This window comes from Bradyrhizobium sp. CCBAU 53338, assembly GCF_015291665.1.
GTDB lineage: Bacteria > Pseudomonadota > Alphaproteobacteria > Rhizobiales > Xanthobacteraceae > Bradyrhizobium.
Genome location: NZ_CP030048.1, coordinates 5,430,015 through 5,453,784, shown reverse-complemented (window position 1 = coordinate 5,453,784; position 23,770 = coordinate 5,430,015). Strand labels below are relative to the sequence as shown.

The window sequence follows — 23,770 nt, the reverse complement described above, 5'->3', positions numbered from 1 at the left end:
CGATCAGGCGTCGAGATTGTGCAGGCGCTGACGGTTGCGCAGCACGATCTGGCGGGCGCCGGAGAAACCGAGGATGCCCTGGCTGTGAAGCTGCGACAGCGCGCGCGACACGGTCTCGAGCGTCAGGCCGAGATAATCGCCGATGTCGCGGCGGCACATCGGCAGCGCCATCATGCCGGCAACGGCAAGGCGGCGATCCATTTCGAGCAGGAAGGTCGCGACCCGCTCCATGGCGGTCTTGCGGCCCAGGAGAAGCATGTGGTCTTCGGCGTGGCGCAACTCGCCGGCGGTCATGGCCCAGAGCTTGCGGGCGACCTGCACGTCGGTGCCGGCGGCCTTCTCCAGGCTCGCTCGCTTCACCAGGCGCACGTTGGTGTCGATGATGGCTTCGGCAGCGAGGCGGTGGGCGGCGCCGGATTCGAGACCGAACACATCGCCGGGAAGGTGGAAGGCGCCGATCTGGCGGCGACCGTCGGAGAGAAGCTTGTAGGTACGGACCGCGCCGGCGACGACTTGGTAGACATATTCGGCCGGCTCATCCTCACCATAGATCTCCTCGTCCTTGCGGTAGGAGAATTCGGTGGCGACCAGGCCGACATGGCCGGTGATCGCACCGAACTGGTCGGAGACGGGAAGGGCCGGGGCAATCTTGCCACCGATCTGGGTGTTGATCGCCTGGGTGTTGAGCGTCTGGGTCAGCATCTGCGCCATCTCCGTTGTGATGACGCTTTCCTACGCGGTATCGGGTGCTGCGAAAATTTCGCGAGATATCTTAAGGAGGGTTACCTACGTAGAACCCCGTAGGTCAGTTGCCGCGGCGGGCGTGGATGGCGTGGCGGATGCGCTTGACCAGGTTTTCGTCGAGAAGTGGCTTCAAAATCACGTCTTTTACGCCTGCGGCGGCGGCCCGCGCCGAGATGTTCCCGTCGGGATAACCGGTGATCAGGATCACAGGGATGTCGCTATCCGATAGGCGCAGCCGGCCCGCGAGCTCGATGCCGTTGATGTCGGGCATCTTGTAGTCGATCACGTAGCAGTCCGCGCCGGGCAAGCTCGTCGCGTTGAGCAGCGCCGTGGCGTTCCGGAACGTCCGCACGGCGAAGCCGTCGGTTTCCAGCAGGAAGCGCAGCGATCCCAGCACGGCATCATCATCGTCGACCACGTAGACGATGGGCTGTGCTGATGATGTTGCCATGGGCAGCCGCTGATGGTGCGAGCCGATCTCGATCATGGTGATTGACTAGCACGGCCGGAGAATTTCGATCTTGACCTGCCTCAATCCTTGAGCATGCCGGCGCGCATCGCCAGCCGCACCAGTTCTGACAGGCTGGCCGCCTGCATCTTGGTCATGACGTTGGCGCGGTAGACCTCGATCGTCCGCGGGCTGATGTCGTACTCTCGGGCGATCAGCTTGTTGGAGAGGCCCGCGATCAGTCCCTCCATCACCTGGCGCTCCCTGGGGCTCAGGGAGGCGACGCGGGCGGCGATGTCCTGCGTGACGGCTCCGTTCCTCGCGGCCGGCTCGGCCTGGCGGATCGCCGCTTCGATCATGGCGATCAGACGATCGTCCTCGAACGGCTTTTCGAGGAAGTCGACTGCGCCGTGTTTCATTGCTTCCACCGCGAGCGGCACGTCGCCATGCCCGGTCATGATCAGGATGGGGAACGGACTTTGCTGCGCTTTCATCCGTTTCAGCAATTCGATCCCGTCGAGTCCCGGCATGCGTACGTCGGACACGACGCAGCCGAAGGCCAGGTCGGGCAGAGAGGCCAGGAAGGCCTGCGCATCGTCGAAGAGCGTAACGCCGAAGCCGGAGGAATCCAGCAGGAAGTTCAGCGAGTCCCGCATCGCCTCGTCGTCATCGATGACGTAAACATGTCCCTTGGTGGTCATTGGTCAGGTCTCGTCGGCTGCCGGCAGTGTGAAGCGGAATGTCGCACCGCCCGATGCGTTGCTCTCGGCCACCATGCGGCCGCCGTGAGCTTCAATGATCGAGCGGCTGATCGACAATCCTACGCCCATTCCGGTCTCTTTGGTGGTGAAGAAAGTCTGGAACAGATTTGGAACGACATCGTCCTGGAAGCCGGAACCGGTGTCGGACACCTCGACCTCGATCATGTCGTCACCGACGCTTCTGTTGGCAACGACGAGCTCGCGTCGCGGCGATTGTGCCATCGCTTCCAGCGCGTTGCGGAACAGATTGACCAGAACCTGCTGGATCTGCACCCGGTCGGCGAGGACGAAGTCGGCGCCGGGATCGAGATTGAAGCGGAGCTGCACGTTCTGCTCACGCGCACCCGCAAGGCCGAGCGCGCCGGCCTCCTCGATCAGCTTCGACAGGCTCTCGACCCGCTTCTCGGATTCGCCGCGGGAGACGAAGTCGCGCAGGCGGCGGATGATCTGGCCGGCGCGCAGCGCCTGCTCCGAGGCGCGATCCAGCGCGCTCTCGATCTTCGCAATGTTGGGATCGGTGCTGCCGGCGAGCAGCCGTCGCGATCCCTTCATGTAGTTGCTGATTGCCGCCAAGGGCTGGTTGATCTCGTGGGCGAGCGCGGAAGCCATCTCGCCCATCGCCGTCAGCCGCGAGACATGGACGAGCTCGGACTGCAGCTCCTGGAGCCGCGCCTGGGTCTTCTGATGCTCGGTGAGATCGCGGACGAAGCCGGTGAAATACGGCTCGCCGCCCGACTGCATCTCGCCGATCGACAGATGCATCGGGAATGTCGTGCCGTCGCGGCGCTTGCCGGTGACGATACGGCCAATGCCGATGATGTGCGGATCGTTGGTCGAGCGATAGCGCGCGATGTAGCTGTCGTGGCGGGTGCGGTCCGGCTCCGGCATCAGGATGTTGACGTTCTGGCCGATCGCCTCCTGCTCGGACCAGCCGAACAGGCGCTCGGCAGCGGTGCTGAACAGCTGCATGATACCGCGGCCGTCGATGACGATCATGGCGTCGGGAATGGTGTGCAGGATGGAGCGGAGATGGGTTTCGCGCGTGCGCAGCGCTTCCTCGACCTGCTTCTCTTCGTCGATGTCCAGGAAGATTCCGCTCAGATGCCGCGCGAGGCCGGCATCATCCCGGATCAAGCCGGCGCGGGCCCTGATCCATTTGCCGCGGTCGGACGTTCCGGCAATCCTGAAAGAGACGTCGAAGCCGCCGCCGCGCGCGATGACCTGGCTGATCGCAGCCTCGACGCGCGCGCGGTCCGCGCGCGCGAGACGCGACAGGAAGAGATCGTAGCTGGCCGGCTGGTCCCGCTCGATCCCGAGCAGCATCCGCGCAGTCTCCGACCATTCCAGCTCGCGCGTCGTGAGGTCGAGATCCCAGGTGCCGACGCCGAACCCTTCGATCCGGACCCGGAAATGCTCGCCGCGATGATCGTCCGGCGGATGCGTTACACGGGTCGGCGACAAATGCTTGCTCCCATTCTGGCGGCGAGACGCCGCGAACCTGCCGGTAATTTCGCCCAAGGCCGCTCCGGAGGCAAGTTCCGATCTCTGTTTTCGTTGACGGATTCCCCCCTTCGCGGCGCGGGGCGATTTGATCTATCTCATTCTGCCGCGCCGCTGCGGGCTTAGACTTTCACGAAAGCTCATCGCAGCGGAGATTCTCATGACTTACGCGACCGTGATGGTCAGCCTGGCGCTGGACCAGCCCAATGATGCGCGCCTTCAGGTCGCCGGCGAACTCGCCGAGCGGTTCGAGGCGACCATCGTCGGGATCGCCGCGGCGCAGTTCGCCTCGCCGCTCTATTTCACCGATGGCGTCGAGGCCCAGCGACTGATCGATCAGGAGGAGACCTCGGTCAAGCGGCGCCTTGCCGATCTGGAGGCGGAATTCCGCGCCGCGACGAAGACGCGCGGCGGGCGTGCGGAATGGCGCAGCGCCCTGGATTTTCCCGGCCGGTTCGTGCTGGCGCAGTCGCGCTGCGCCGACATCCTCGTCAGCGGCGGAGAGAGCCCGGCCTTCTCCGATGCCTTCTCGCTGGTTAGCCCCAAGGATCTGGTGATGCAGGCCGGCCGGCCGCTTCTGGTCGTCCCTGACCGAATCAACTGGCTCGATCTGCGCAGCGTGCTGGTGGCCTGGAAGGACACGCCCGAGGCCCGGCGCGCGGTGGCTGACGCGCTGCCGATGCTGCGCAAGGCCAGGGATGTCGTCGTGGTCGAGATTCCGGAAGAGGGCGATGACCGCTCGGCAGCGATGGCGCAGGTCAGCGACGTTGCGGCCTGGCTCGCCCGCCACGGTATCACCGCGACCGCGCGCGTCCCGGAGGCGGGGAGCGAAGCCGCCGCCGTCCAGCTGGAGAGGATCGCCGGTGACGTCGGCGCCGGTCTGATCGTCGCCGGCGCCTACGGTCACTCTCGCTTTCGCGAGTTGATCCTTGGCGGCGTTACTCAACATCTGGTCACGCAAACCGCCCGTTGCGTGCTGCTGTCGCACTGATGCTCGGCCGGTACAGAACGAATTGATGAGGACGCGCCGTGTACAAATTCCTTGAGCAGACCGTCGACGGCTACATGACACGCGGCGTCAGGACGGTGACGCGCGACCTCGACATGCTCGCGCTCAGCGAGATGTTCGAGCAGGACGATTTCAACTCCTATCCGGTCGCGGACGACGGCCAGGTCGTCGGCATCGTCACGAAGTTCGACATCCTGAAGTGCTTTGCGTTCACGCCGAGCCAGATGCTGCCGCGCTATCACGACCTGATGAGCCGCAAGGTCGGCGACGTGATGACGCCGGAGTTCATCTATGTCAGCCCCGATACGCGGCTGACGCGCGTGCTACAGATCATGGTCGAGCACCGCATCCGCAGCATCATCGTGCTCGACAGCGCCCAGAAGCTGGTCGGGATCATCGCGCGCGAAGACGTCATCGCGGCGCTGAAGGCGACCGCGAACGATTGACGAACCGTCCTTGAATCCCGCTCTTCCGACCCCCGTGATGTCACGGAGGCGGCGGCACGCCTGGTGTTCGGCGAAGTACCCAAGCGGTTGATATCGCTTTCCGATCAGCGAAAGCCGCACATTAGCAGAAATCCATCTTTCTTGATTTCAATCAATTCCCCGCGAGGTTGAATGTGGTTTCTGGCGGCGTGTTCTTTCAGAGAGAATCCGCGATGCCCCAGCCCTCGATCTCCAAAACCATGACGACAGGCGAAAGCGGCCTGGCGCTCATATTCGCGGTCACCGCCTTCCTGTGCCTGGTGGCTTCGGCCAAGGCGCTCGATGCGCCGTTCGCCTTCCACGCCGGGCTGAGCGCAGCGGCGAGCCTGGCCGCGGTGTTCTTCATCATCAACCGCTATTACGATCGTCCGGCGGCGCTGCCGCCCGCGGAGATCAATGGTCGCCCCAACTACAACTTGGGTCCGATCAAGTTCTCCTCCTTCATGGCAATGTTCTGGGGCATCGCGGGCTTCCTGGTTGGGCTCATCATCGCCTCGCAGCTGGCCTGGCCCGCATTGAATTTCGATCTGCCCTGGATTCAATTCGGCCGCCTGCGGCCGCTGCACACTTCGGCCGTGATCTTTGCCTTCGGCGGCAACGTGCTGATCGCGACGTCCTTCTACGTCGTGCAGAAGTCCTGCCGCGCGCGGCTGGCCGGCGATCTCGCGCCCTGGTTCGTCGTGCTCGGCTACAACTATTTCATCCTGATCGCCGGCACCGGCTATCTGCTCGGCGTCACCCAGTCCAAGGAATATGCCGAGCCGGAATGGTACGCCGACCTCTGGCTGACCATCGTCTGGGTCACCTATCTGCTCGTCTTCCTGGGCACGATTCTCAAGCGCAAGGAACCGCACATCTTCGTCGCGAACTGGTTCTATCTCGCCTTCATCGTGACGATCGCGGTTCTGCATCTCGGCAACAACCCCGCGCTGCCGGTGTCGGTCTTCGGCTCGAAGTCCTACATCGCCTGGGGCGGCATCCAGGATGCCATGTTCCAGTGGTGGTACGGCCACAACGCGGTCGGCTTCTTCCTGACCGCCGGCTTCCTCGCGATCATGTACTACTTCATTCCGAAGCGCGCGGAGCGACCGATCTATTCCTACCGGCTCTCGATCATCCACTTCTGGGCGCTGATCTTCCTCTACATCTGGGCCGGTCCGCACCATCTGCACTACACGGCGCTGCCCGACTGGACGCAGACGCTCGGCATGACCTTCTCGATCATGCTGTGGATGCCCTCCTGGGGCGGCATGATCAACGGCCTGATGACGCTGTCGGGCGCCTGGGACAAGCTGCGCACCGACCCCGTGCTGCGCATGCTGGTCGTTTCCGTCGCCTTCTACGGCATGTCGACCTTCGAAGGGCCGATGATGTCGATCAAGGTGGTGAATTCGCTCAGCCACTACACCGACTGGACCATCGGCCACGTGCATTCCGGCGCGCTCGGCTGGGTCGGCTTCGTCTCCTTCGGCGCGCTGTACTGCCTGGTGCCGTGGGTGTGGAATCGCAAGGGGCTCTACAGCCTGAAGCTGGTCAACTGGCACTTCTGGATCGCGACGCTCGGCATCGTTCTCTACATCTCGGCGATGTGGGTGTCCGGCATCCTCCAGGGTCTGATGTGGCGTGCCTACACTTCGCTCGGCTTCCTCGAATATTCCTTCATCGAGACCGTCGAGGCGATGCATCCCTTCTACGTCATTCGTGCCGCCGGCGGCGCGCTGTTCCTGATCGGCGCACTGATCATGGCCTACAATCTCTGGATGACGGTTCGCGTCGGCGAGCAGGAAGTCCAGATGCCCGTCGCTCTTCAGCCGGCGGAATGAGGAGCTTCCCATGTCGTTTTGGACACGCCACCAAGTCTTCGAAAAGAACTCGATCATCCTGGTCGTCGGCATCCTGCTGGTGATCGCGATCGGCGGTCTCGTCGAGATCACGCCGCTGTTCTACCTCAAGAGCACGATCGAGGTGGTCGACGGCGTCAGGCCCTACACGCCGCTGGAGCTTGCGGGGCGCAACATCTACGTCCGCGAAGGCTGCTATCTCTGCCATTCGCAGATGATCCGTCCCCTGCGCGACGAGGTCGAGCGCTACGGCCACTTCTCGCTCGCCGCCGAGAGCATGTTCGACCACCCGTTCCAGTGGGGCTCGAAGCGCACCGGTCCCGATCTTGCCCGCGTCGGCGCCAAATATTCGGACGACTGGCACGTCACCCATCTGACCAACCCGCGCGCGATCGTGCCGCAATCGGTGATGCCGGGCTATCCCTTCCTGGCTCGGACGGAAGTCGATCCGGACACGATCGCCGACCATATGCGCACGCTGCGGACCGTCGGCGTTCCCTACACCGACGACCAGATCGCCAACGCGGCCGCCGACATGAAGGCCCAGGCCGATCCCGACAATGCCGGCGCCGAGGCTTTCACCAAGCGCTACGCCAAGGCCGTCGTGCGCAATTTCGACGGCAAGGCCGGTACGCCGACGGAGATGGATGCGCTGATCGCGTACCTGCAGATGCTCGGCACGCTGGTCGACTTCAAGCTCTACAACGAGAAAGCCAATCTTCGCTGAGAAGGCATCCACCGATGAAAGCCATCCTGACACTCGACAATCTCGCGTCCGGTCTCGTGACCACGATCTGGACGCCGGTCTTCGTCGCGATCTTTCTCGCGATCATCGCCTACGCATTTTGGCCCCGCAACAAGGCCGCGTTCGACGAAGCGGCGAGCCTGCCGCTGCGGGAGGAGTGAGAGATCATGACCGATCATAGCGAAATCGATTCCGTCACCGGCAGGGCCACGACCGGGCATGAGTGGGACGGCATCAAGGAGCTCAACACGCCGCTGCCGCGCTGGTGGGTGATCTGCTTCTACCTCACCATCGTCTGGTCGATCGGCTACTGGATCGTCTATCCGGCCTGGCCGCTGATCTCCAGCAACACCACCGGCCTGTTCGGCTATTCCTCGCGCGCCGACGTCGCGGTCGAACTCGCCAATCTCGAGAAGATCCGCGGTGACAAGATGGCCGCGCTGGGCGCGGCCTCGCTCGCCGACATCGAGAAGGACCCGGCCTTGCTGGCGCTCGCCCGTGCCAAGGGCAAGACCGTGTTCGGCGACAATTGCGCGCCGTGCCACGGCTCGGGCGCGGCCGGTGCCAAGGGCTTTCCGAACCTGAACGACGACGACTGGCTGTGGGGCGGTACCCTCGACCAGATCATGCAGACGATCCAGTTCGGCGCGCGATCCGGACACGCCAAGACCCATGAGGGCCAGATGCTGGCCTTCGGCAAGGACGGCGTGCTGAAGCCGGACGAGATCGTCACGGTCGCCAATTACGTGCGCTCGCTGTCGGGGCTCTCGACCCGGAAGGGCTATGACCCGGCTAAGGGCGAGAAGATCTTCGCGGACAATTGCGTCGCCTGCCACGGCGATGGCGGCAAGGGCAACCAGGAGCTCGGTGCGCCCAACCTGACCGACAAGATCTGGCTCTACGGCTCCGACGAGGCGACCCTGATCGAGACCATCAGCCAGGGCCGCGCTGGCGTCATGCCGGCTTGGGAGGGGCGACTCGATCCGTCGACCATCAAGGCGATGGCGGTGTACGTCCACTCGCTGGGCGGCGGAAAATAGCCGGAAAAGCGTCGATCGGCGGCTGGCGGGGGCGAACAAATTCGCCCCCGCTTGCGCTGGATCAACTGGCCCAGCGGCGTCGGGTCTAGGTTTAATCGCACCTCCTGAGGCGACCTGAGCGATGAACAAGACCGTGAACCCGAAAGACCTCACATCCGATGATGACGTTGGGCCGCTCTACGCGGCTCGCAAGAAGGTCTATCCCCAGAGCGTCCAGGGCACCTTCCGCCGGATCAAATGGGGCCTGATGGCGTTCTGCCTCGGCGTCTACTACTTCCTGCCCTTCGTGCGGTGGAATCGCGGTCTCGGTGCGCCCAGCCAGGCGGTGCTGATCGATCTGCCCAACAGCCGCTTCTATTTCTTCTTCATCGAGCTGTGGCCGCAGGAAGTCTATTACTTTACCGGCCTTCTGATCGTCGCCGCGGTGGCGCTGTTCCTGATGAACTCGGTCGGCGGCCGCATCTGGTGCGGCTATCTGTGCCCGCAGACGGTCTGGACAGACCTGTTCTATGCGGTCGAGCGCCTGATCGAGGGCGACCGGCGGGAGCGGATGAAGAAGGATGCGTCGACCGATCCGATGAAGCTCGAGCGCATCTCCGAGATCGTGCTCAAGCATTCGATCTGGCTGCTGATCGCCTGGTGGACCGGCGGCGCCTGGGTGCTCTACTTCAACGACGCGCCGACCCTGGTGAAGGAGCTCGTCACCTTCCAGGCGCCGATGATCGCCTATGTCTGGATCGGCATCCTCACCGCAACGACTTACGTGCTGGCCGGCTACATGCGCGAGCAGGTCTGCACCTATATGTGCCCGTGGCCGCGCATCCAGGCCGCGCTCACCGACGAATGGGCGCTCAACGTCACCTATCGCTACGATCGCGGCGAGAAGCGCACTTCGGTGAAGAAGGCCGCGGAGCTGCGCGCGCTCGGCGAGCAGGTCGGCGACTGCGTCGACTGCTACCAGTGCGTCGCGGTGTGCCCGACCGGCATCGACATCCGCAACGGGCCGCAGCTCGAATGCATCCAGTGCGGGCTCTGCATCGACGCCTGCGACAACGTCATGGCCAAGATCGGCCGGCAGAAGCGGCTGATCGGCTACGACAACGACATCAACATCCAGCGCCGCCAGGAAGGCAAGGCGCCGATCTATCGCATCGTCCGCCCCCGTACAATTGCCTATAGCGCGATCATCGCCGCGGTCGGCGGCATCATGATCTACGTGCTGGCGACCCGCACGTTGCTCGACATCAACGTGCTGCACGACCGCAATCCCGTTGCGATCAAGCTCAGTGACGGCTCGATCCGCAACGCCTATACGGCCCGGCTTCTGAACAAGAGCGGACATGACCGCGTCATCGCGATCGATATCGACGGCCCGGCGAACGCGACGATCCATGTCGTCGGTGCCGACTCCGTGACGCCGGACAGGCCGATGATCGTGATCCCGCGCGACTCCACCAGTGAGCTGCGCCTGCTCGTCACCGCACCGGCCGAGAGCAATCCGGAGAAGTCGATCCCGGTTCACTTCCACGTCACCGATATCGGGCTCGGCGAGGCCGCCTCCACCATCGACAATTTCGTCGCGCCGTAAGACCAGGAGATTGAAATGGCCGCCAAGCCGCTGACCGGAACCAAGGTGTTCCTGATGCTGGTCGCTTTCTTCGGCGTCGTGATCGGCGTCAACGTCACCATGATGAAGCTGGCGATCGCGACGTTGCCCGGCACCGATGTCGACAGCCCCTATGCGGCGGGTCTCGCCTATGACCGCGAGATCTCGGCAGCGCACGACCAGGCCGCGCGCAAATGGAAGGTGAATGCGCATATCGAGCGGCGCGCCGACGGCAATGCCGTGCTTCAGGTCGAGGCGCGCGACGCGGCAGGACGGCCGCTGAGCGGATTGAAATTCGGCGGCCGCCTGGAACGGCCGACCGACAAGCGCGCCGACCTCGACGTCGATCTCGCGGAGGCCGGCGTCGGCATCTATCGCGGCAATGCCGCTTCCGTCGCGCCGGGTCAGTGGGATCTCGTCATCGAGGGTGATGCGAAGGGTGAGCGCGTGTTCCTGTCGCGCAATCGCGTGATCCTGAACTGAGGTCGCGCCATGCAGGTGTCACGGGATTTCTCCCACTATGTCCGCGCCGCGGGCGCGGGGCTCAAGCATATCGATCTTGCGGTCGAGGGCGTCCACTGCGCCGGCTGCATGGCCAAGATCGAGCGCGGTCTGTCCGCCATTCCCGACGTGACGCTGGCGCGGGTGAACCTCACCGACCGGCGTGTCGCGCTGGAATGGAAGGAGGGCACGCTGGATCCCGCGCGCTTCATCGATCGGCTCGAGGAGCTCGGCTACAGGGCCTATCCTTACGAGACCGAGAGCGCCGAGGTGACGGAGGTCGCGGAATCGCGCTTCCTGCTGCGCTGCCTCGGCGTCGCCGCGTTCGCCACCATGAACGTGATGATGCTCTCGATACCGGTGTGGTCGGGCAACGTCTCGGACATGCTGCCCGAACAGCGCGATTTCTTCCATTGGCTGTCGGCGCTGATCGCGCTGCCGGCGGCGGCCTATGCCGGCCAGCCCTTCTTCCGCTCCGCCTGGCGGGCGCTGTCGAACAAGACCACCAACATGGACGTGCCGATCTCGATCGGCGTGTGCCTCGCGCTCGGCATGTCCGTGATCGAGACCATCCATCACGCCGAGCATGCCTATTTCGATGCGGCGATCATGCTGCTGACCTTCCTGCTCGTCGGCCGCTTCCTCGACCAGAACATGCGCCGGCGGACTCGGGCGGTTGCCGGCAATCTTGCCGCGCTGAAGGCCGAGACGGCGGCGAAGTTCGTGGGGCCCGACGAGATCTCGCAAGTGCCGGTTGCCGCGATCCATCCCGGTGACATCGTGCTGCTGCGGCCCGGCGAGCGCTGCGCGGTCGACGGCAGCGTGATCGAGGGGCGTTCCGAGATCGACCAGAGCCTGATCACCGGTGAAACCTTGTACGTCACGGCGGAGCAGGGCACGCCTGTCTACGCGGGCTCGATGAACATCTCCGGCACGCTGCGGGTGCGGGTCTCGGCAGCGTCGGAGGCGACGCTGCTGGCCGAGATCACCCGGTTGCTCGACAACGCGCTCCAGGCGCGCTCGCGCTACATGCGGCTCGCCGATCGCGCCTCGCGGCTCTATGCGCCGGTGGTGCATGCGACCGCGCTCATCACGGTTCTGGGCTGGGTCGTTGCCGGCGCGAGCTGGCATGATGCCGTCGTCACCGGTGTCGCGGTGCTGATCATCACGTGTCCCTGCGCGCTCGGGCTCGCGATCCCCACCGTGCAGACGGTGTCCTCGGGTGCGATGTTCAAGGCCGGAGTGTTGCTCAATTCCGGCGATGCCATCGAGCGCCTCGCCGAAGCCGATCACGTCATCTTCGACAAGACGGGCACGCTGACGCTGCCCGATCTCGACGTGACCAATGCGGCCGATATCCCCGCCGACATTCTTGAACTCGCCGGCAGGCTCGCGCTGTCGAGCCATCATCCCGTCGCCGCCGCCGTGGCGCAGGCCGCTGGTGCAAAGGCGCCGATCGTGGGCGCCGTCGAGGAGGCGGGGCAGGGCGTTCGCGCAATGGTCGATGGCGTCGAGCTTCGCCTGGGCCGCCCGTCCTTCTGCGGCGCAGAAGCGCTGGTCGCCGGCGCCTCGCTTGATCCCGAAGCGTCCGTCGTGGCCTTCGGCAAGGGCAAGGAAAAATTCATCCTGTCGGTGCGCCAGGGTCTGCGTCCGGATGCGCAGGCCGTGATCGCGGCGCTGAAGGATCGCAACATCGGCATCGAGGTCCTGTCCGGCGACCGCGAGCCGGCGGTGATCGCAGCGGCCCATGCGCTCGGCATCGCCGAATGGCGCGCCGGCGTCACACCCGCGGACAAGATCGCGCGCATCGAGGAGCTGAAACGGCGTGGCGCAAAGGTGCTGATGGTCGGGGACGGCATGAACGATGCGCCCTCGCTCGCGGCGGCCCATGTCTCGATGTCGCCGATCTCGGCCGCGCATCTGAGCCAGGCCACCGCCGATCTCGTCTTCCTCGGCCGGCCTCTGGCTCCGGTCGTCGCCGCCGTCGATTCCGCGCGCAAGGCGCTGCATCTGATGCGGCAGAATCTCTGGCTTGCGATCGGCTACAACGTGCTGGCTGTGCCTCTTGCGATCAGCGGCGTGGTGACGCCCCTGATTGCGGCAGCCGCCATGAGCGAGTCCTCGATCCTGGTGATGCTGAACTCGCTGCGTGCCCGCAGCGCCTCGCGGGAGATCGTATGATGGAGATCCTGGTCATCCTTGTGCCGCTGGCGCTGTTGCTCGGCCTCGCCGGCCTCGCCGCCTTCCTCTGGTCGCTCCGCAGCGGCCAGTATGACGACCTCGATGGCGCCGCCTGGCGCGCCATCGCCGACGACGATCCTCCGCCGCAAGAGGCGTCGGCAAAGCGTTAACGCATCCTCGGTTCCGCGGCTTTCCGCACCCCTTCCCGGACGATGCTTGCTGGACGGCCGATGGTCGTCGGGCGTAACAATGCCGGAGGATCTTGCGTAAGGCTCTCTGGAGCAGGAGTGCGACGGGCATGCAGGGAAATGCCGGGGTGTGCAGGCCCAAGGACCTGCCGGGACAGATCGTGCTGGTGCTGCAAGGCGGCGGTGCGCTCGGCGCCTATCAGGCGGGAGTCTACCAGGCCCTGCACGAGGCCGGCATCGAGCCGGACTGGGTGATCGGCACCTCGATCGGCGCGATCAATGCGAGCCTGATCGCCGGCAATGCGCCGGAAAACCGGCTCGCGCGCCTGCGGGAATTCTGGAAGCGGATGGAGCAGAAGCCTGCCTGGCCCCTGCTTACGGGTATTCCCGGCTTCGATGACATGTTCGGCTATTGGTCGACCGTTACCCACGGCATTGCCGGCTTCTTCCAGCCCAATCCGCTGGCGCATGCCGGCGAATCCTTCCCGCTTGGCGCCGATCAGGCCGGCTATTATTCGACCGCGCCGCTGGAGAGCACGCTGCGCGAGCTCGTCGATTTCAGCCTCGCCAATTGCGGCGCGCCGCGCCTCACGGTCGGTGCTGCGCATGTCGGCTCGAGCCAGATGCGCTATTTCGACAGCCGCGACTGCGAGCTGACGGTGAAGCACGTCATGGCGTCAGGGGCGCTGCCGCCGGCCTTTCCGGCGGTGCGCATCGAGGGCGAGCTCTATTGGGATGGCGGCATTCTCTCGAATTCGCCGACGGAAGCCGTGTTCGACGACAATCCGCGCCGGAACTCGCTGATCTTCTCCGTGCATCTGTGGAATCCCGTCGGGGCCGAGCCGACCACGATGGGCGAGGTCCTGACCCGCCACAAGGACGTGCAATATTCCAGCCGGATCGCGAGCCAGATCGAGCGCCAGCAGCAGGCCCATCGCTTGCGCCACGTCATCAACCAGCTTGCGGCACGATTGCCGCAGAGCGAGCGCGACGATCCCGCGGTGAGGGAGTTGATCGGCTATGGCTGCTCGACGCGCATGCACGTGGTGCGCCTGCTGGCCCCGCAGCTCGAACGCGAGAGCCATACCAAGGACATCGACTTCAGCCCGTCCGGCATCATGCAGCGCTGGGACGCCGGCTATGCGCATACAAGGTCGGTGCTCGCGCGCGCGCCGTGGATCGGCGAATTCGATCCGCTGTCGGGCGTGGTGCTGCACGAGCATATCGACGAGATGCCGCTGGCTGCGGAATAGGGCCCGCTTCATCGAATTGCCACGGGCCTTGCGGATCGTCGGCTCCGGTCTACCGTCGAAAGGCTCCGCACGTGGTGTCTGCAACCGATCTGGAATTGGCTCTCGATCGCGTCCGCGCTTGTGCAGCGGGACCGGTTCCCGGTGTGTTCGGTCCTGATGCAGTGACCTGGCGGATCGATCGGGAGGCCGTGATCTTTCTCGGCGCCGGCCGTGCGCTGCTGCTTCAGCTCGCGCATCCCTGGGTCGCGGCCGCCATCGCCGAGCACTCGAGGACCCTTGCCGATCCGATCGGCCGCTTCCATCGTACTTTCGACATCGTCTTTGCGATGGTGTTCGGCTCGCTCGACCGGGCCATGCTGTCGTCGCGGCAACTGCACCGGCGCCACAGCATGATCGTCGGCGAGATGCCTGTTTCCGTCGGACCCTTCGCGGCCGGCTCGCGCTACTGCGCCAACGACATCCCGTCGCTGCGGTGGGTTCATGCCACGCTGGTCGAGACCGCGCTGATGGCGCACGATCTGGTGCTGCCGCCGCTCTCTGTTGAAGAGCGCGAACGCTACTGGACCGAGAGCCGGACCTTTGGTGCGTTGTTCGGCCTGGCGGGGGACGATCTGGCCGCCGACTGGTCCGGCTTTGCGGCGTATATGACGGTGATGGCGCAGTCCGACACGCTGACCGTCAGCCCGGCCGCGCGCGAGATCGCCGCGCAGATTTTTGGCGGCGCGCGTCCATGGCTGCGTCCGCCGCGATGGTATCGCGCGCTCACGGCGAGCCTGCTGCCGGAGCGCCTGCGCGAAGGTTTTGGTTTTGAGCTGGATGCGCGCGACAAGGAAGCAGCCGACAACGCGCTCCGTTGGATACGGCGCATCTATCCGAAATTGCCCGATCGGCTGCGCTATGTCGGCCCCTATCAGGAAGCGCAGGCGCGCCTGCGCGGCGAGCCGCAGCCCGACTGGATGACGCGTGGTCTCAATCGGCTTTGGATCGGCCGGTCGCAGATGGATGTACGCGGGAAAGGGTGAGGGCAAATCCATCATCCGTGTCCCGGACAAGCTGCAAGGCGTGAGCGTTGCGGCGCAGAGCCGGGACACAGAAGCCGCGAACTCCGGTGTGAGACGGGCTCCGGCTCAGCAGCGCACCGTCGAAGAGACGCTGGGCTGCGTCCGGAGCACGAGAGAATGCGCAGCCTCACACCGCCGCCAGCTTCCGGTACAGTGCGTTGTAGCTTCCCGCCGAGATGCTCCAGGAGAACGACCGGCCCATGGCGCTGCGGCGCATGGTGTCGAGCTGGTCATGGGCCATGAAGGCGGCGAAGGCGCGGCGGACGCCGCCGAGGAAGGACTCGTGCGAGGGTTTTGAGAACAGGAAGCCGGTCTCGCCGTCGGTGATGGTCTCGGCAAGGCCGCCGGTCTGGTGGCCGATCGGCAGCGAGCCGAAGCGCTGGGCATACATCTGGCTCAGCCCGCAGGGCTCGAACCGCGACGGCATCAAGGTGAAATCGCTGCCGGCGAAGATGCGCCGGGCCTGGGCCTCGTTGAAGCCGATGGTGACGCCGATGGCGTCGGGGCGGCGGCGATGCGCGTCGATCAGCGCCTGCTCGAGCGCAGGCTCGCCGGAGCCGGTGACCACGATCTGTCCGCCGGCATCGATGATCTCGTCGGCGGCCGACAGCACGAGGTCGATGCCCTTCTGGTGCACGAGGCGTGCGACGATCGCGAACATCGGGCCGCGCGAGACGGCGAGGCCAAACTGCTTGCGGACGTAGTCCGCATTGGCCTTCTTGCCGACCCAATCGCCGGCGCCGAATTGCTGCGCGAGCTGTGCGCAGGAGCGCGGGTCCCAGCTCTCGTCGATGCCGTTGAGAATTCCGGTCAGCTCGGACGCATCGGAACGGATGCGGAGCAGGCCTTCGAGGCCGCAACCGAATTCTTCCGTGGTGATCTCGCGCGCATAGGTGCCGCTGACGGTGGTGAGATGCGAGGCATAGACGAGGCCGGCTTTGAGGAAAGAGAGCTGGTCGTAGAACTCGACGCCGTCGATGTGGAAGGAGCTTTCGGGGACGCCGATCCGCCGCAGCGAGTCCTTCGGGAAGAGACCCTGATAGGCGAGGTTGTGGATGGTCAGGATCGACGGCAGCCTGGCGCCTTGCCAGGCGAGGTAGGCCGGCACCAGAGAGGCTTGCCAATCGTTGGCATGGATCAGGTCTGCTGCCCAATTCTTGTCCAGCTTGCCCATGGCAAGCTCAGCGGCCGCCGAGGCAAAGCGCGCGAAGCGGATATCGTTGTCGGGCCAGTCGCGCCCGGCTTCGTCGCCGTAGGGGTTGCCGGGCCGGTCGTAGAGTTGTGAGCACAGCAGCACGTAGACCGGCAGGCCGTCCTTGGTCGCGGCGCGGCCGAGCGAACAGGCGGGCATTTCCGCGAACGCGGGGCAGCGCCCAACGATCTGAATATGCGTGAGTTGCTCGATGATGTCGCGATAGCCGGGCAGCATGATCCGGATATCGGCGAAGGGGCGGAGCGCTCGGGGAAGGGCAGCAGAAACGGCACCAAGTCCGCCGACGCGGACGAAGTCGTCCATCTCTGTCGTGACGAACAAGACCCTCAAGAACTGCTGCCCTCATCCGATCCCGATTGCTGCTATGCAAGATCGGGTCCAGTTGCCCCTGGAAATCTCGAGCCCCCCACGAGACGCGCCGGTTCGGTAAAGACTTTCCTACTCAGGCGCCGCCATCTAGGGTCGGCGCACCAACAAGAGAGAACAACTATAGTTCCTACGGGGCGGTCAGGGATGCAGCTATCAGATAAGCACGAAGACACGACGACAAAGCCCTTCGCCGGCCTGCGGGTCCTGGATTTCTCGACCACCATCGCCGGCCCCCATTGCGCTCGGATGCTCGCCGACATGGGCGCCGAAGTCATCAAGATCGAGAGCGATGGCGGTGAGACGATGCGTACGCGGCCGCCGCTGCGCAAGGGCTGCAGCACCGTGTTCGGCCAGCTCAATGTCGGCAAGAAGAGCGCGGTGTTCGACCTCAAGTCCGAGGACGGCAAGGAGGCGGTCCGCCGGTTGGTCGCGACTGCTGACGTTCTGGTCGAGAATTTTCGGCCGGGCGTGATGCGCCGGCTGCGGCTCGACTACGACAGCCTCCGCCCGGTCAATCCGAAACTGATCTACTGCTCGATATCGGGCTATGGCCAGACCGGTCCCTCGGCCGAGTTGCCGGCCTATGCGCCGGTGATCCATGCCGCGTCCGGCTACGACATGGCGCATCTCGCCTATCAGCCCGGCCGCGACAGGCCGGATTATTGCGGCATCTACCATGCCGATGTCGTGACCGGCACCTACGGCTTTGGCGCGATCGCATCCGCGCTCTATCAGCGCACACTAACCGGGCTCGGCCAGCACATCGACGTCTCCATGCTGGAGTCGATGCTGACGCTGACCGTGATCGAGTTGCAGAGCTCGCAATTTGCGGTGAAGCCGCCGCCGCGTCCGATGTTCGGCCCGACCGAGACCGCCAACGGCTACGTCATGATCACGGTCGCCAGCGAGAAGACTTTCCAGGGTTTGATGGGTGTGATCGGCCGCCCTGAGTGGATCACTGATGCACGCTTCTCGTCCTACGCTCCCCGGCGCGAGAACTGGGCCGACATGATGGACGGCGTCGAGGCGTGGTCGAAGCGGCTCACGACTGATGCATGTCTGGTCGCCTTGAGCACCGCCGGCGTGCCGGCCTCGGCCTATCGCACCATCAAGGAGGCTCTCGCCGATCCGCAGCTCGCGCACCGGCAGGCGCTCTCGTCGGTGGAAGATGGAGGCGGCTCGTTCAGGGTGCTCAATCTGCCGTTCCGGATGACCGGCGCCGACACCAAGCCAGGCGAGACCATGGCCGCGCTTGGCGAGCACACGCGCGGACTGCGCGAGGAGATCGGCCTCGGCGACGTTGCGCCAATTCCGTCAGGCAAAACACAAGCGACGAACTGAGCGCGTTGCGCTGCGCACGTGCGGCATCGAACCTCGCGTGTTCCTCTTGCCGAGGCGCGCGATTCTCGCCAATCTCGCCGGTGTCATCAGCGATCCGAAACATCGGACGAGGATCCCGGGAGGAACCATGACGAACATTGCTGCTGCGGCGTGCAAGCGCGCGCCCATTTTCCTTGTTGCGGCATTTGCGCTCCTTCCGCTCGCTGAGCCCGCGCAGGCGCAAAAGCAGGGCGGTAGCATCACCGTGGGGCTGGAGCTCGACGTTCCCGGATTTGATCCGCTGAAGGTCGGCGTGTACGACGCGGCCGCGCTCACCCCGGCAGCCGCCATCTTCGACACGCTGACCTATCTCGACGACAAGGGCGAGGCGCAGCCCAAGCTTGCGCTGTCCTGGACGCATTCGGACGACTTCAAGACCTGGACGTTCAAACTGCGCCCCGGCGTCAAGTTCCACGATGGCACGCCGTTCAACGCCGAGGCTTACAAGGCTAATTTCGACCGGCAGAAGGATCCCGCCAACAAGTGCCGGTGCGCGTTCTACATCGCTGCAGTCAACAGCGTCCAGGCGCCCGATGAGCTGACGGTCGTCGTCAATCTGAACGATCCCTCGGTGAATTATCCGACGCTGGTATCCTACCCCAACCAGAACGCGGCGGTGCATTCGCCGACTGCCTGGAAGACCAAAGGCGACGATTATAATCGCAATCCCGTTGGCACAGGGCCTTACATCCTGAAGTCGTGGACCGCCGGCGACCGCATGGTTCTGGAGAAGAACCCCGACTATTGGGACAAGGACAAGATCTATCTCGACCGCATCGTGCTGAAGCCGCTGCCGGATGCGCAGTCGCGCTTTGCGAGCCTGCAGTCGGGCGAGGCCGATCTCGTCTGGGACGACGAATATGACGCCGACAACATCCAGAGGGCGCAGAAGGATCAGAATCTGACCGTGCACGCTTACACGGGCTCCGGCGCGCAGGTCTACGCGTTCAACACCAAGACGCCGCCGTTCGACGACGTCCGCGTGCGTCAGGCGCTGGTGATGGCGATCGATCGTAAGAAGATGTCGCTGGCGATCACCAACGGGCTCGCCAAGCCCGCGAGCAATCCCTACGGCGAAGGTTCCTGGGTCAAGTGCAAGGACGACGGTGCGCTGCCGTTCGACGTCGCCAAGGCCAAGGCACTGATCCAGGAATACGGAAAGCCGGTCGAGTTCAAGACGATCGTCACGGCGACGCCGCGCGGTCGCGCCGTCGGCCAGGTGTTGCAGCAATTCTGGAAGAATGTCGGTGCCGGCATGGAGCTCGACCAGGTCGACCAGGCCACCATTCCGCCGCGCGCCTTCATGCGGCAATTCCAGCTAACGCCCTGGCGCATCGTCGACCTCGCCGATCCCGATCCGCAGATGTACGCCAATTTCCACACCGGCAGTCCGGTCGCGCTGGCGAACTACTCCAATCCGGAGCTCGACAAGCTCCTGGAGCACGCCCGTGTGACCGCCGAGGTCGACAAGCGCATCGAGGACTATTGCGCGGCCACGCGCCTGATCAACAAGGAAGCGATCTGGTTCTGGACCTTCCAGAACACCTACTACGCGGTTTCGAGCGCGAAGCTCAGAGGGTTGCCCAAGATGTACAGCGGCATGATCGACGTGTCCCGCGTCTGGAAGGAATAGCCCGCGCATGGCCGTCTTCGTTGCGCGCCGCCTCCTCTATGTCGTGCCGGTATTGCTCGCGGTCTCGCTGCTCACCTTCCTGATCGCCTCGCTGCTGCCGGGCGACCTCGCCTATGTCATCCTCGGCGACCAGGCGACGCCCGAGAAGGTCGAGGCGCTTCGTCACGATATGGGCCTCGACCAGCCGATCTGGTGGCGTTATCTGAGCTGGCTCGGCCACGTCATCCAGGGTGACTTCGGCCGCTCGTTCCGCACCGGGCAGACGGTACTGCAGGCGGTGGCCGAGCGCGTGCCGGTCTCGATCGAGCTGATGCTGTTCGCCGAGCTTATCGGGCTTGCGATCGGCGTTCCGCTCGCGATCGCCTGCGCGGCGCGCGCCGGCGGCGCGTTCGACCGCCTCATGACCGGCACTGCGTTCGCCGCCTTGTCGGTGCCATCGTTTCTCGCCGCAATCCTGCTGATCTATTTCTTCGCGGTCGAGCTGCGCTGGCTGCCGGCGACCGGCTATGTGCCGTTCACCGAGGAGCCGCTGGCGAATTTGCGCTTCTTCGTGCTGCCGGCGCTGACCTTGGGGCTCGCCGAATGGCCCGGCATCATGCGCGTCCTGCGCTCAGACATGATCGCGACCTTGCAGGAGGACTATATCGCGCTCGCCAAGGCCAAGGGCTTGAAACCCTCGCGCATCCTGTTCGTGCATGCGCTCAAGCCATCGTCGCTGACGCTGGTGACGGTGACCGGCATCAATATCGGTCGCCTGATCGGCGGTACGCTGATCGTCGAGTCGATTTTCGCGCTGCCGGGCATCGGCCGGCTCCTGGTCGGCGCGATCTACACCCGCGACCTCATCATCCTCCAGGGCGTGGTGCTGCTGGTCGCCTGCGGTTTCGTGATCGTGAACTTCGTCGTCGACATGCTCTACGCCGTCCTCGACCCCAGGATTCGCCATGGCCACGCTTGAGCTCTCGCTTCCCGAGGAGGCAGTCCCTGCGACCGTGCGCCGGAGGCGACGGCTCGGCCTGTTGTTCTGGATCGCGATCGGCTGGCTCGGCCTCATTCTGGCGCTTGTAATCCTGGCGCCGATGTTGCCGCTGCCGAGCCCGACCGACATGGACATGCTGGAGCGCCGCGCGCCGTTCTCGGCCGAGCATTGGTTCGGCACCGACGGGTTCGGCCGCGACGAGCTCGCACGCCTCGTCTATGGCGCGCGGGTCTCGCTGACGGTCGGGCTGATCGCGCCGATGATCGGCCTCGGCATCGGTGGCGCGCTGGGCCTGCTTGCCGGCTATTTCCGCGGCCGGTTCGAGACGCTGGTGGTCGGCAGCATGGATGTGCTGCTGGCCTTTCCGCCGTTGATCTTTGCGCTCGCGGTAACGGCCTATCTCGGCCAGTCCATTCCCAATCTCACCGTGATCCTCGGCGTGCTCGGCATTCCCGCCTTCATGCGGGTGGCGCGCGCGGCGACGCTGTCGCTGGCGCGGCGCGAGTTCGTGATCGCGGCCGAGGCGCTCGGCGCCAGCCATGCGCGCATCCTGCTGCGCGAGCTGCTGCCGAACGTGATCCTGCCGCTGCTGGCGTTCTTCCTGCTCGGCGTCGCGGTCACCATCGTGGTCGAGGGCGCGCTGTCCTTCCTCGGGCTCGGCGTGCCACCGCCGATGGCGAGTTGGGGCAGCATGATCGGCGAGGGGCGCGACAGCCTCGACGTCGCGCCGCGGCTGGCCTTCCTGCCCGCGGCGGGGCTGTTCCTGACCGTGCTGGCCTTCAACCTCGTCGGCGACACCATGCGGGCGCTGACCGACCCGCGTCAGGGGGCGCTGTGAGTACGCCGCTACTGACCATCGAGGACGTCGCGGTGGAGCTGCCGACCCCGCGCGGCAATTTGCGCGCCGTCGATCGTTTCGATCTGTCGCTGGAAGCGGGCCGCACGCTCGGCATCGTCGGCGAATCCGGCTGCGGCAAGACCATGCTGTCGCGCGCCATCCTTCAGTTACTGCCGAAGAAGGCGAGACTGACGGGGCGCGTGATGTTCGACGGCCAGGATCTGGTCCGGCTCGCGCCCGAAAGCCTGCGGCGCCTGCGGGCGCGCGACCTCGCGGTCGTGTTCCAGGATCCCATGACATCTCTCAACCCGGTGCTCACCATCGGCACCCAGTTGATGGAGACGATCCAGGAGCATCTCGAGCTCGACACGTCCGCCGCGAAGCAGCGCAGCATCGAGCTGCTGGCGGCCGTCGGCATTCCCGCGCCGGAGCAACGGCTCGCACAATATCCGCATCAATGTTCCGGCGGCATGCGCCAGCGCATCGCGATTGCGATCGCGCTGTCCTGCGAACCAAAACTGCTGATCGCGGACGAGCCGACCACCGCGCTCGACGTCACCATCCAGGCGCAGATCCTCGACCTGCTCGCGCGCGAGCAGCGCCGCCGCCACATGGCGATGATCATCATCACCCACGATCTCGGCGTCGTCGCCGGCCGTGCCGACGAGGTTGCGGTGATGTATGCGGGCAGGGTGGTCGAACGCGCGCCGACGCAGGCGCTGTTCAAGCGCATGCACATGCCCTACACCGAGGCGCTGCTGGCGGCGATCCCGAAGCTGGAGACGGCGCCGCATACGCCGTTGCCCGCCATATCCGGCCGTCCGCCCGATCCGACGCGGCCGTTGAAAGGCTGCTCCTTCGCGCCGCGTTGCCGCTATGTCGCAGGCTGCTGTCACGACGCCAAGCCGGAGTTGAAGAGCGCCGAGTTATCAGGGCATCTCTATGCCTGCTTCCACCCGATCCAGATGGCGGAAGGGATCGGCGCGTGATGCAGATGGCCTTGCACGATGCGCCGCTGTTGAACGTCGACAATCTCGTCGTCGAATATGGTCTCGGCAACAAGACCGTGCACGCCGTCTCCGGTGTCAGCCTTCACGTCGCGCGCGGCGAGACGCTGGGGCTGGTCGGCGAATCCGGCTGCGGCAAGTCGACGCTGGGGCGGGCGGTGCTGCAATTGCGCCGCGCCAAGTCCGGCCGCGTGCTGTTCGACGGCGAAGACCTGACGGCAATGGAAGGCGAGGCGCTGCGCAAGATGCGCCGCCGCGTGCAGCTGATCTTCCAGGATCCGATCGCCTCGCTCAATCCGCGCCGGCGCATCGGGGACATCGTCGCCGAGCCGCTGATCATCGCCGGTGTCAAGGATGCCGCCGAGCGCAAGCGGCGCGTGCACGAGGTGCTCGCTGCGGTCGGGCTCGATCCTGATCTCGTGGCGGGCCGGCTGCCGCACGAATTCTCCGGCGGCCAGTGCCAGCGCATCTGTATCGCCCGCTCGCTGGTGCTCAACCCCGAATTCATCGTCTGCGACGAGCCGGTCTCGGCGCTCGACGTTTCCATCCGCGCGCAAATCCTCAATCTGCTGGAGGAGATGAAGGCGCGCTTCGGCCTGACGCTGCTGTTCATCGCGCATGACCTTGCCGTGGTCAAAGCGGTCAGCGATCGCGTCGCGGTGATGTATCTCGGCCGGCTCTGCGAGGTCGGGCCGTCGGAGCAATTGTTCGCAAAGCCCGCGCATCCCTATACCAGGCTGCTGTTGCAGGCGATCCCGGTCCCCGACCCGGACGTGCGTCCCACCGAAAGCGTGGCGACCGGCGAGCCGCCATCGCCGATTGCGCCGCCCTCCGGCTGCCGATTCCGCACCCGCTGCCCGCGTGCCGATCAGCGATGCAGCGCGGAGATGCCGGAGTTGCGTGAGGTCGCGCCCGGTCAGTTCGTGGCTTGCCACCATCCGCTGCCCTGAACTAAGACCGCTCCCAGGTTTGTCTCGCCCTGCCACCC

Annotated in this window: 23 protein-coding genes; 18 read left to right on the top strand and 5 right to left on the bottom strand. The window is 65.2% G+C overall.

The window, feature by feature from the left end; all coding sequences use genetic code 11:
* Window positions 1-3: 3 nt before the first annotated feature.
* From XH90_RS25600 to fixL, 4 genes are all read right to left on the bottom strand, one after another.
* Window positions 4-702 (bottom strand): helix-turn-helix domain-containing protein, encoded by a 699-nt coding sequence (locus tag XH90_RS25600; RefSeq protein ID WP_194477084.1) that lies wholly within the window; start codon window positions 700-702, stop codon window positions 4-6.
* Window positions 703-805: 103 nt separating this feature from the next.
* Window positions 806-1,231, bottom strand: coding sequence for a response regulator (locus XH90_RS25595; protein WP_194477083.1), 426 nt, complete (start codon window positions 1,229-1,231; stop codon window positions 806-808).
* A 44-nt stretch (window positions 1,232-1,275) separates the two neighbouring features.
* Complete coding sequence (gene fixJ, locus XH90_RS25590) at window positions 1,276-1,893, bottom strand: response regulator FixJ (RefSeq protein ID WP_194477082.1); 618 nt, start codon at window positions 1,891-1,893, stop codon at window positions 1,276-1,278.
* 3 nt (window positions 1,894-1,896) lie between these two features.
* A complete protein-coding gene (fixL, locus tag XH90_RS25585) occupies window positions 1,897-3,414 on the bottom strand; it encodes a sensor protein FixL (RefSeq protein WP_194477081.1) in 1,518 nt (505 codons plus the stop codon).
* Between the two features lie 199 nt (window positions 3,415-3,613).
* Here fixL and XH90_RS25580 point away from each other — a divergent pair, with 199 nt between their 5' ends.
* From XH90_RS25580 to XH90_RS25525, 12 genes are all read left to right on the top strand, one after another.
* Window positions 3,614-4,444, top strand: coding sequence for a universal stress protein (locus XH90_RS25580; RefSeq protein ID WP_194477080.1), 831 nt, complete (start codon window positions 3,614-3,616; stop codon window positions 4,442-4,444).
* A 38-nt stretch (window positions 4,445-4,482) separates the two neighbouring features.
* The gene (locus XH90_RS25575) at window positions 4,483-4,908 is read left to right on the top strand and encodes an HPP family protein (RefSeq protein WP_194477079.1); all 426 of its coding nucleotides are present in this window, start codon (window positions 4,483-4,485) and stop codon (window positions 4,906-4,908) included.
* 212 nt (window positions 4,909-5,120) lie between these two features.
* Window positions 5,121-6,770, top strand: coding sequence for a cytochrome-c oxidase, cbb3-type subunit I (gene ccoN / locus XH90_RS25570; RefSeq protein WP_194477078.1), 1,650 nt, complete (start codon window positions 5,121-5,123; stop codon window positions 6,768-6,770).
* 10 nt (window positions 6,771-6,780) lie between these two features.
* Window positions 6,781-7,515 (top strand): cytochrome-c oxidase, cbb3-type subunit II, encoded by a 735-nt coding sequence (gene ccoO, locus XH90_RS25565; RefSeq protein WP_194477077.1) that lies wholly within the window; start codon window positions 6,781-6,783, stop codon window positions 7,513-7,515.
* A gap of 14 nt (window positions 7,516-7,529) precedes the next feature.
* Window positions 7,530-7,694 (top strand): CcoQ/FixQ family Cbb3-type cytochrome c oxidase assembly chaperone, encoded by a 165-nt coding sequence (locus tag XH90_RS25560; RefSeq protein ID WP_027528922.1) that lies wholly within the window; start codon window positions 7,530-7,532, stop codon window positions 7,692-7,694.
* 6 nt (window positions 7,695-7,700) lie between these two features.
* A complete protein-coding gene (ccoP, locus tag XH90_RS25555) occupies window positions 7,701-8,573 on the top strand; it encodes a cytochrome-c oxidase, cbb3-type subunit III (protein WP_194477076.1) in 873 nt (290 codons plus the stop codon).
* Between the two features lie 121 nt (window positions 8,574-8,694).
* Entirely contained in the window at window positions 8,695-10,161 is a 1,467-nt protein-coding gene (gene ccoG, locus XH90_RS25550; RefSeq protein ID WP_194477075.1) for a cytochrome c oxidase accessory protein CcoG, read from the top strand.
* Between the two features lie 15 nt (window positions 10,162-10,176).
* Complete coding sequence (locus XH90_RS25545; RefSeq protein WP_194477074.1) at window positions 10,177-10,662, top strand: FixH family protein; 486 nt, start codon at window positions 10,177-10,179, stop codon at window positions 10,660-10,662.
* Between the two features lie 9 nt (window positions 10,663-10,671).
* The gene (locus XH90_RS25540) at window positions 10,672-12,861 is read left to right on the top strand and encodes a cation-translocating P-type ATPase (RefSeq protein ID WP_194477073.1); all 2,190 of its coding nucleotides are present in this window, start codon (window positions 10,672-10,674) and stop codon (window positions 12,859-12,861) included.
* Window positions 12,861-13,031 carry a cbb3-type cytochrome oxidase assembly protein CcoS gene (gene ccoS / locus XH90_RS25535; RefSeq protein ID WP_194482803.1) on the top strand — a complete coding sequence of 57 codons (171 nt, stop codon included), beginning with the start codon at window positions 12,861-12,863 and terminating at the stop codon, window positions 13,029-13,031. Before XH90_RS25540 ends, ccoS begins: the two co-directional genes overlap by 1 nt.
* 128 nt (window positions 13,032-13,159) lie before the next feature.
* A complete protein-coding gene (locus tag XH90_RS25530; RefSeq protein WP_194477072.1) occupies window positions 13,160-14,302 on the top strand; it encodes a patatin-like phospholipase family protein in 1,143 nt (380 codons plus the stop codon).
* 71 nt (window positions 14,303-14,373) lie between these two features.
* Window positions 14,374-15,324 carry an oxygenase MpaB family protein gene (locus tag XH90_RS25525; RefSeq protein WP_194477071.1) on the top strand — a complete coding sequence of 317 codons (951 nt, stop codon included), beginning with the start codon at window positions 14,374-14,376 and terminating at the stop codon, window positions 15,322-15,324.
* Between the two features lie 166 nt (window positions 15,325-15,490).
* Here XH90_RS25525 and glgA read toward each other — a convergent pair whose 3' ends face one another.
* The gene (gene glgA / locus XH90_RS25520) at window positions 15,491-16,906 is read right to left on the bottom strand and encodes a glycogen synthase GlgA (RefSeq protein WP_194477070.1); all 1,416 of its coding nucleotides are present in this window, start codon (window positions 16,904-16,906) and stop codon (window positions 15,491-15,493) included.
* A 183-nt stretch (window positions 16,907-17,089) separates the two neighbouring features.
* On the opposite strand from glgA, the gene XH90_RS25515 reads away from it, so the two are divergent.
* The 6 genes from XH90_RS25515 to XH90_RS25490 all read left to right on the top strand — a co-directional run bounded on the left by XH90_RS25515 (window position 17,090) and on the right by XH90_RS25490 (window position 23,732).
* Complete coding sequence (locus XH90_RS25515) at window positions 17,090-18,286, top strand: CaiB/BaiF CoA-transferase family protein (protein WP_194477069.1); 1,197 nt, start codon at window positions 17,090-17,092, stop codon at window positions 18,284-18,286.
* 127 nt (window positions 18,287-18,413) lie between these two features.
* Complete coding sequence (locus tag XH90_RS25510) at window positions 18,414-19,958, top strand: ABC transporter substrate-binding protein (RefSeq protein ID WP_194477068.1); 1,545 nt, start codon at window positions 18,414-18,416, stop codon at window positions 19,956-19,958.
* A gap of 7 nt (window positions 19,959-19,965) precedes the next feature.
* A complete protein-coding gene (locus tag XH90_RS25505) occupies window positions 19,966-20,916 on the top strand; it encodes an ABC transporter permease (protein ID WP_194477067.1) in 951 nt (316 codons plus the stop codon).
* Window positions 20,903-21,775, top strand: a complete 873-nt coding sequence (locus XH90_RS25500) for an ABC transporter permease (protein ID WP_194477066.1) — start codon at window positions 20,903-20,905, stop codon at window positions 21,773-21,775. Before XH90_RS25505 ends, XH90_RS25500 begins: the two co-directional genes overlap by 14 nt.
* Window positions 21,772-22,764 (top strand): ABC transporter ATP-binding protein, encoded by a 993-nt coding sequence (locus tag XH90_RS25495; protein ID WP_194477065.1) that lies wholly within the window; start codon window positions 21,772-21,774, stop codon window positions 22,762-22,764. The genes XH90_RS25500 and XH90_RS25495 overlap by 4 nt, the downstream gene beginning before the upstream one ends.
* Complete coding sequence (locus XH90_RS25490) at window positions 22,764-23,732, top strand: ABC transporter ATP-binding protein (protein WP_246755579.1); 969 nt, start codon at window positions 22,764-22,766, stop codon at window positions 23,730-23,732. The genes XH90_RS25495 and XH90_RS25490 overlap by 1 nt, the downstream gene beginning before the upstream one ends.
* The last annotated feature ends 38 nt before the right edge of the window (window positions 23,733-23,770 follow it).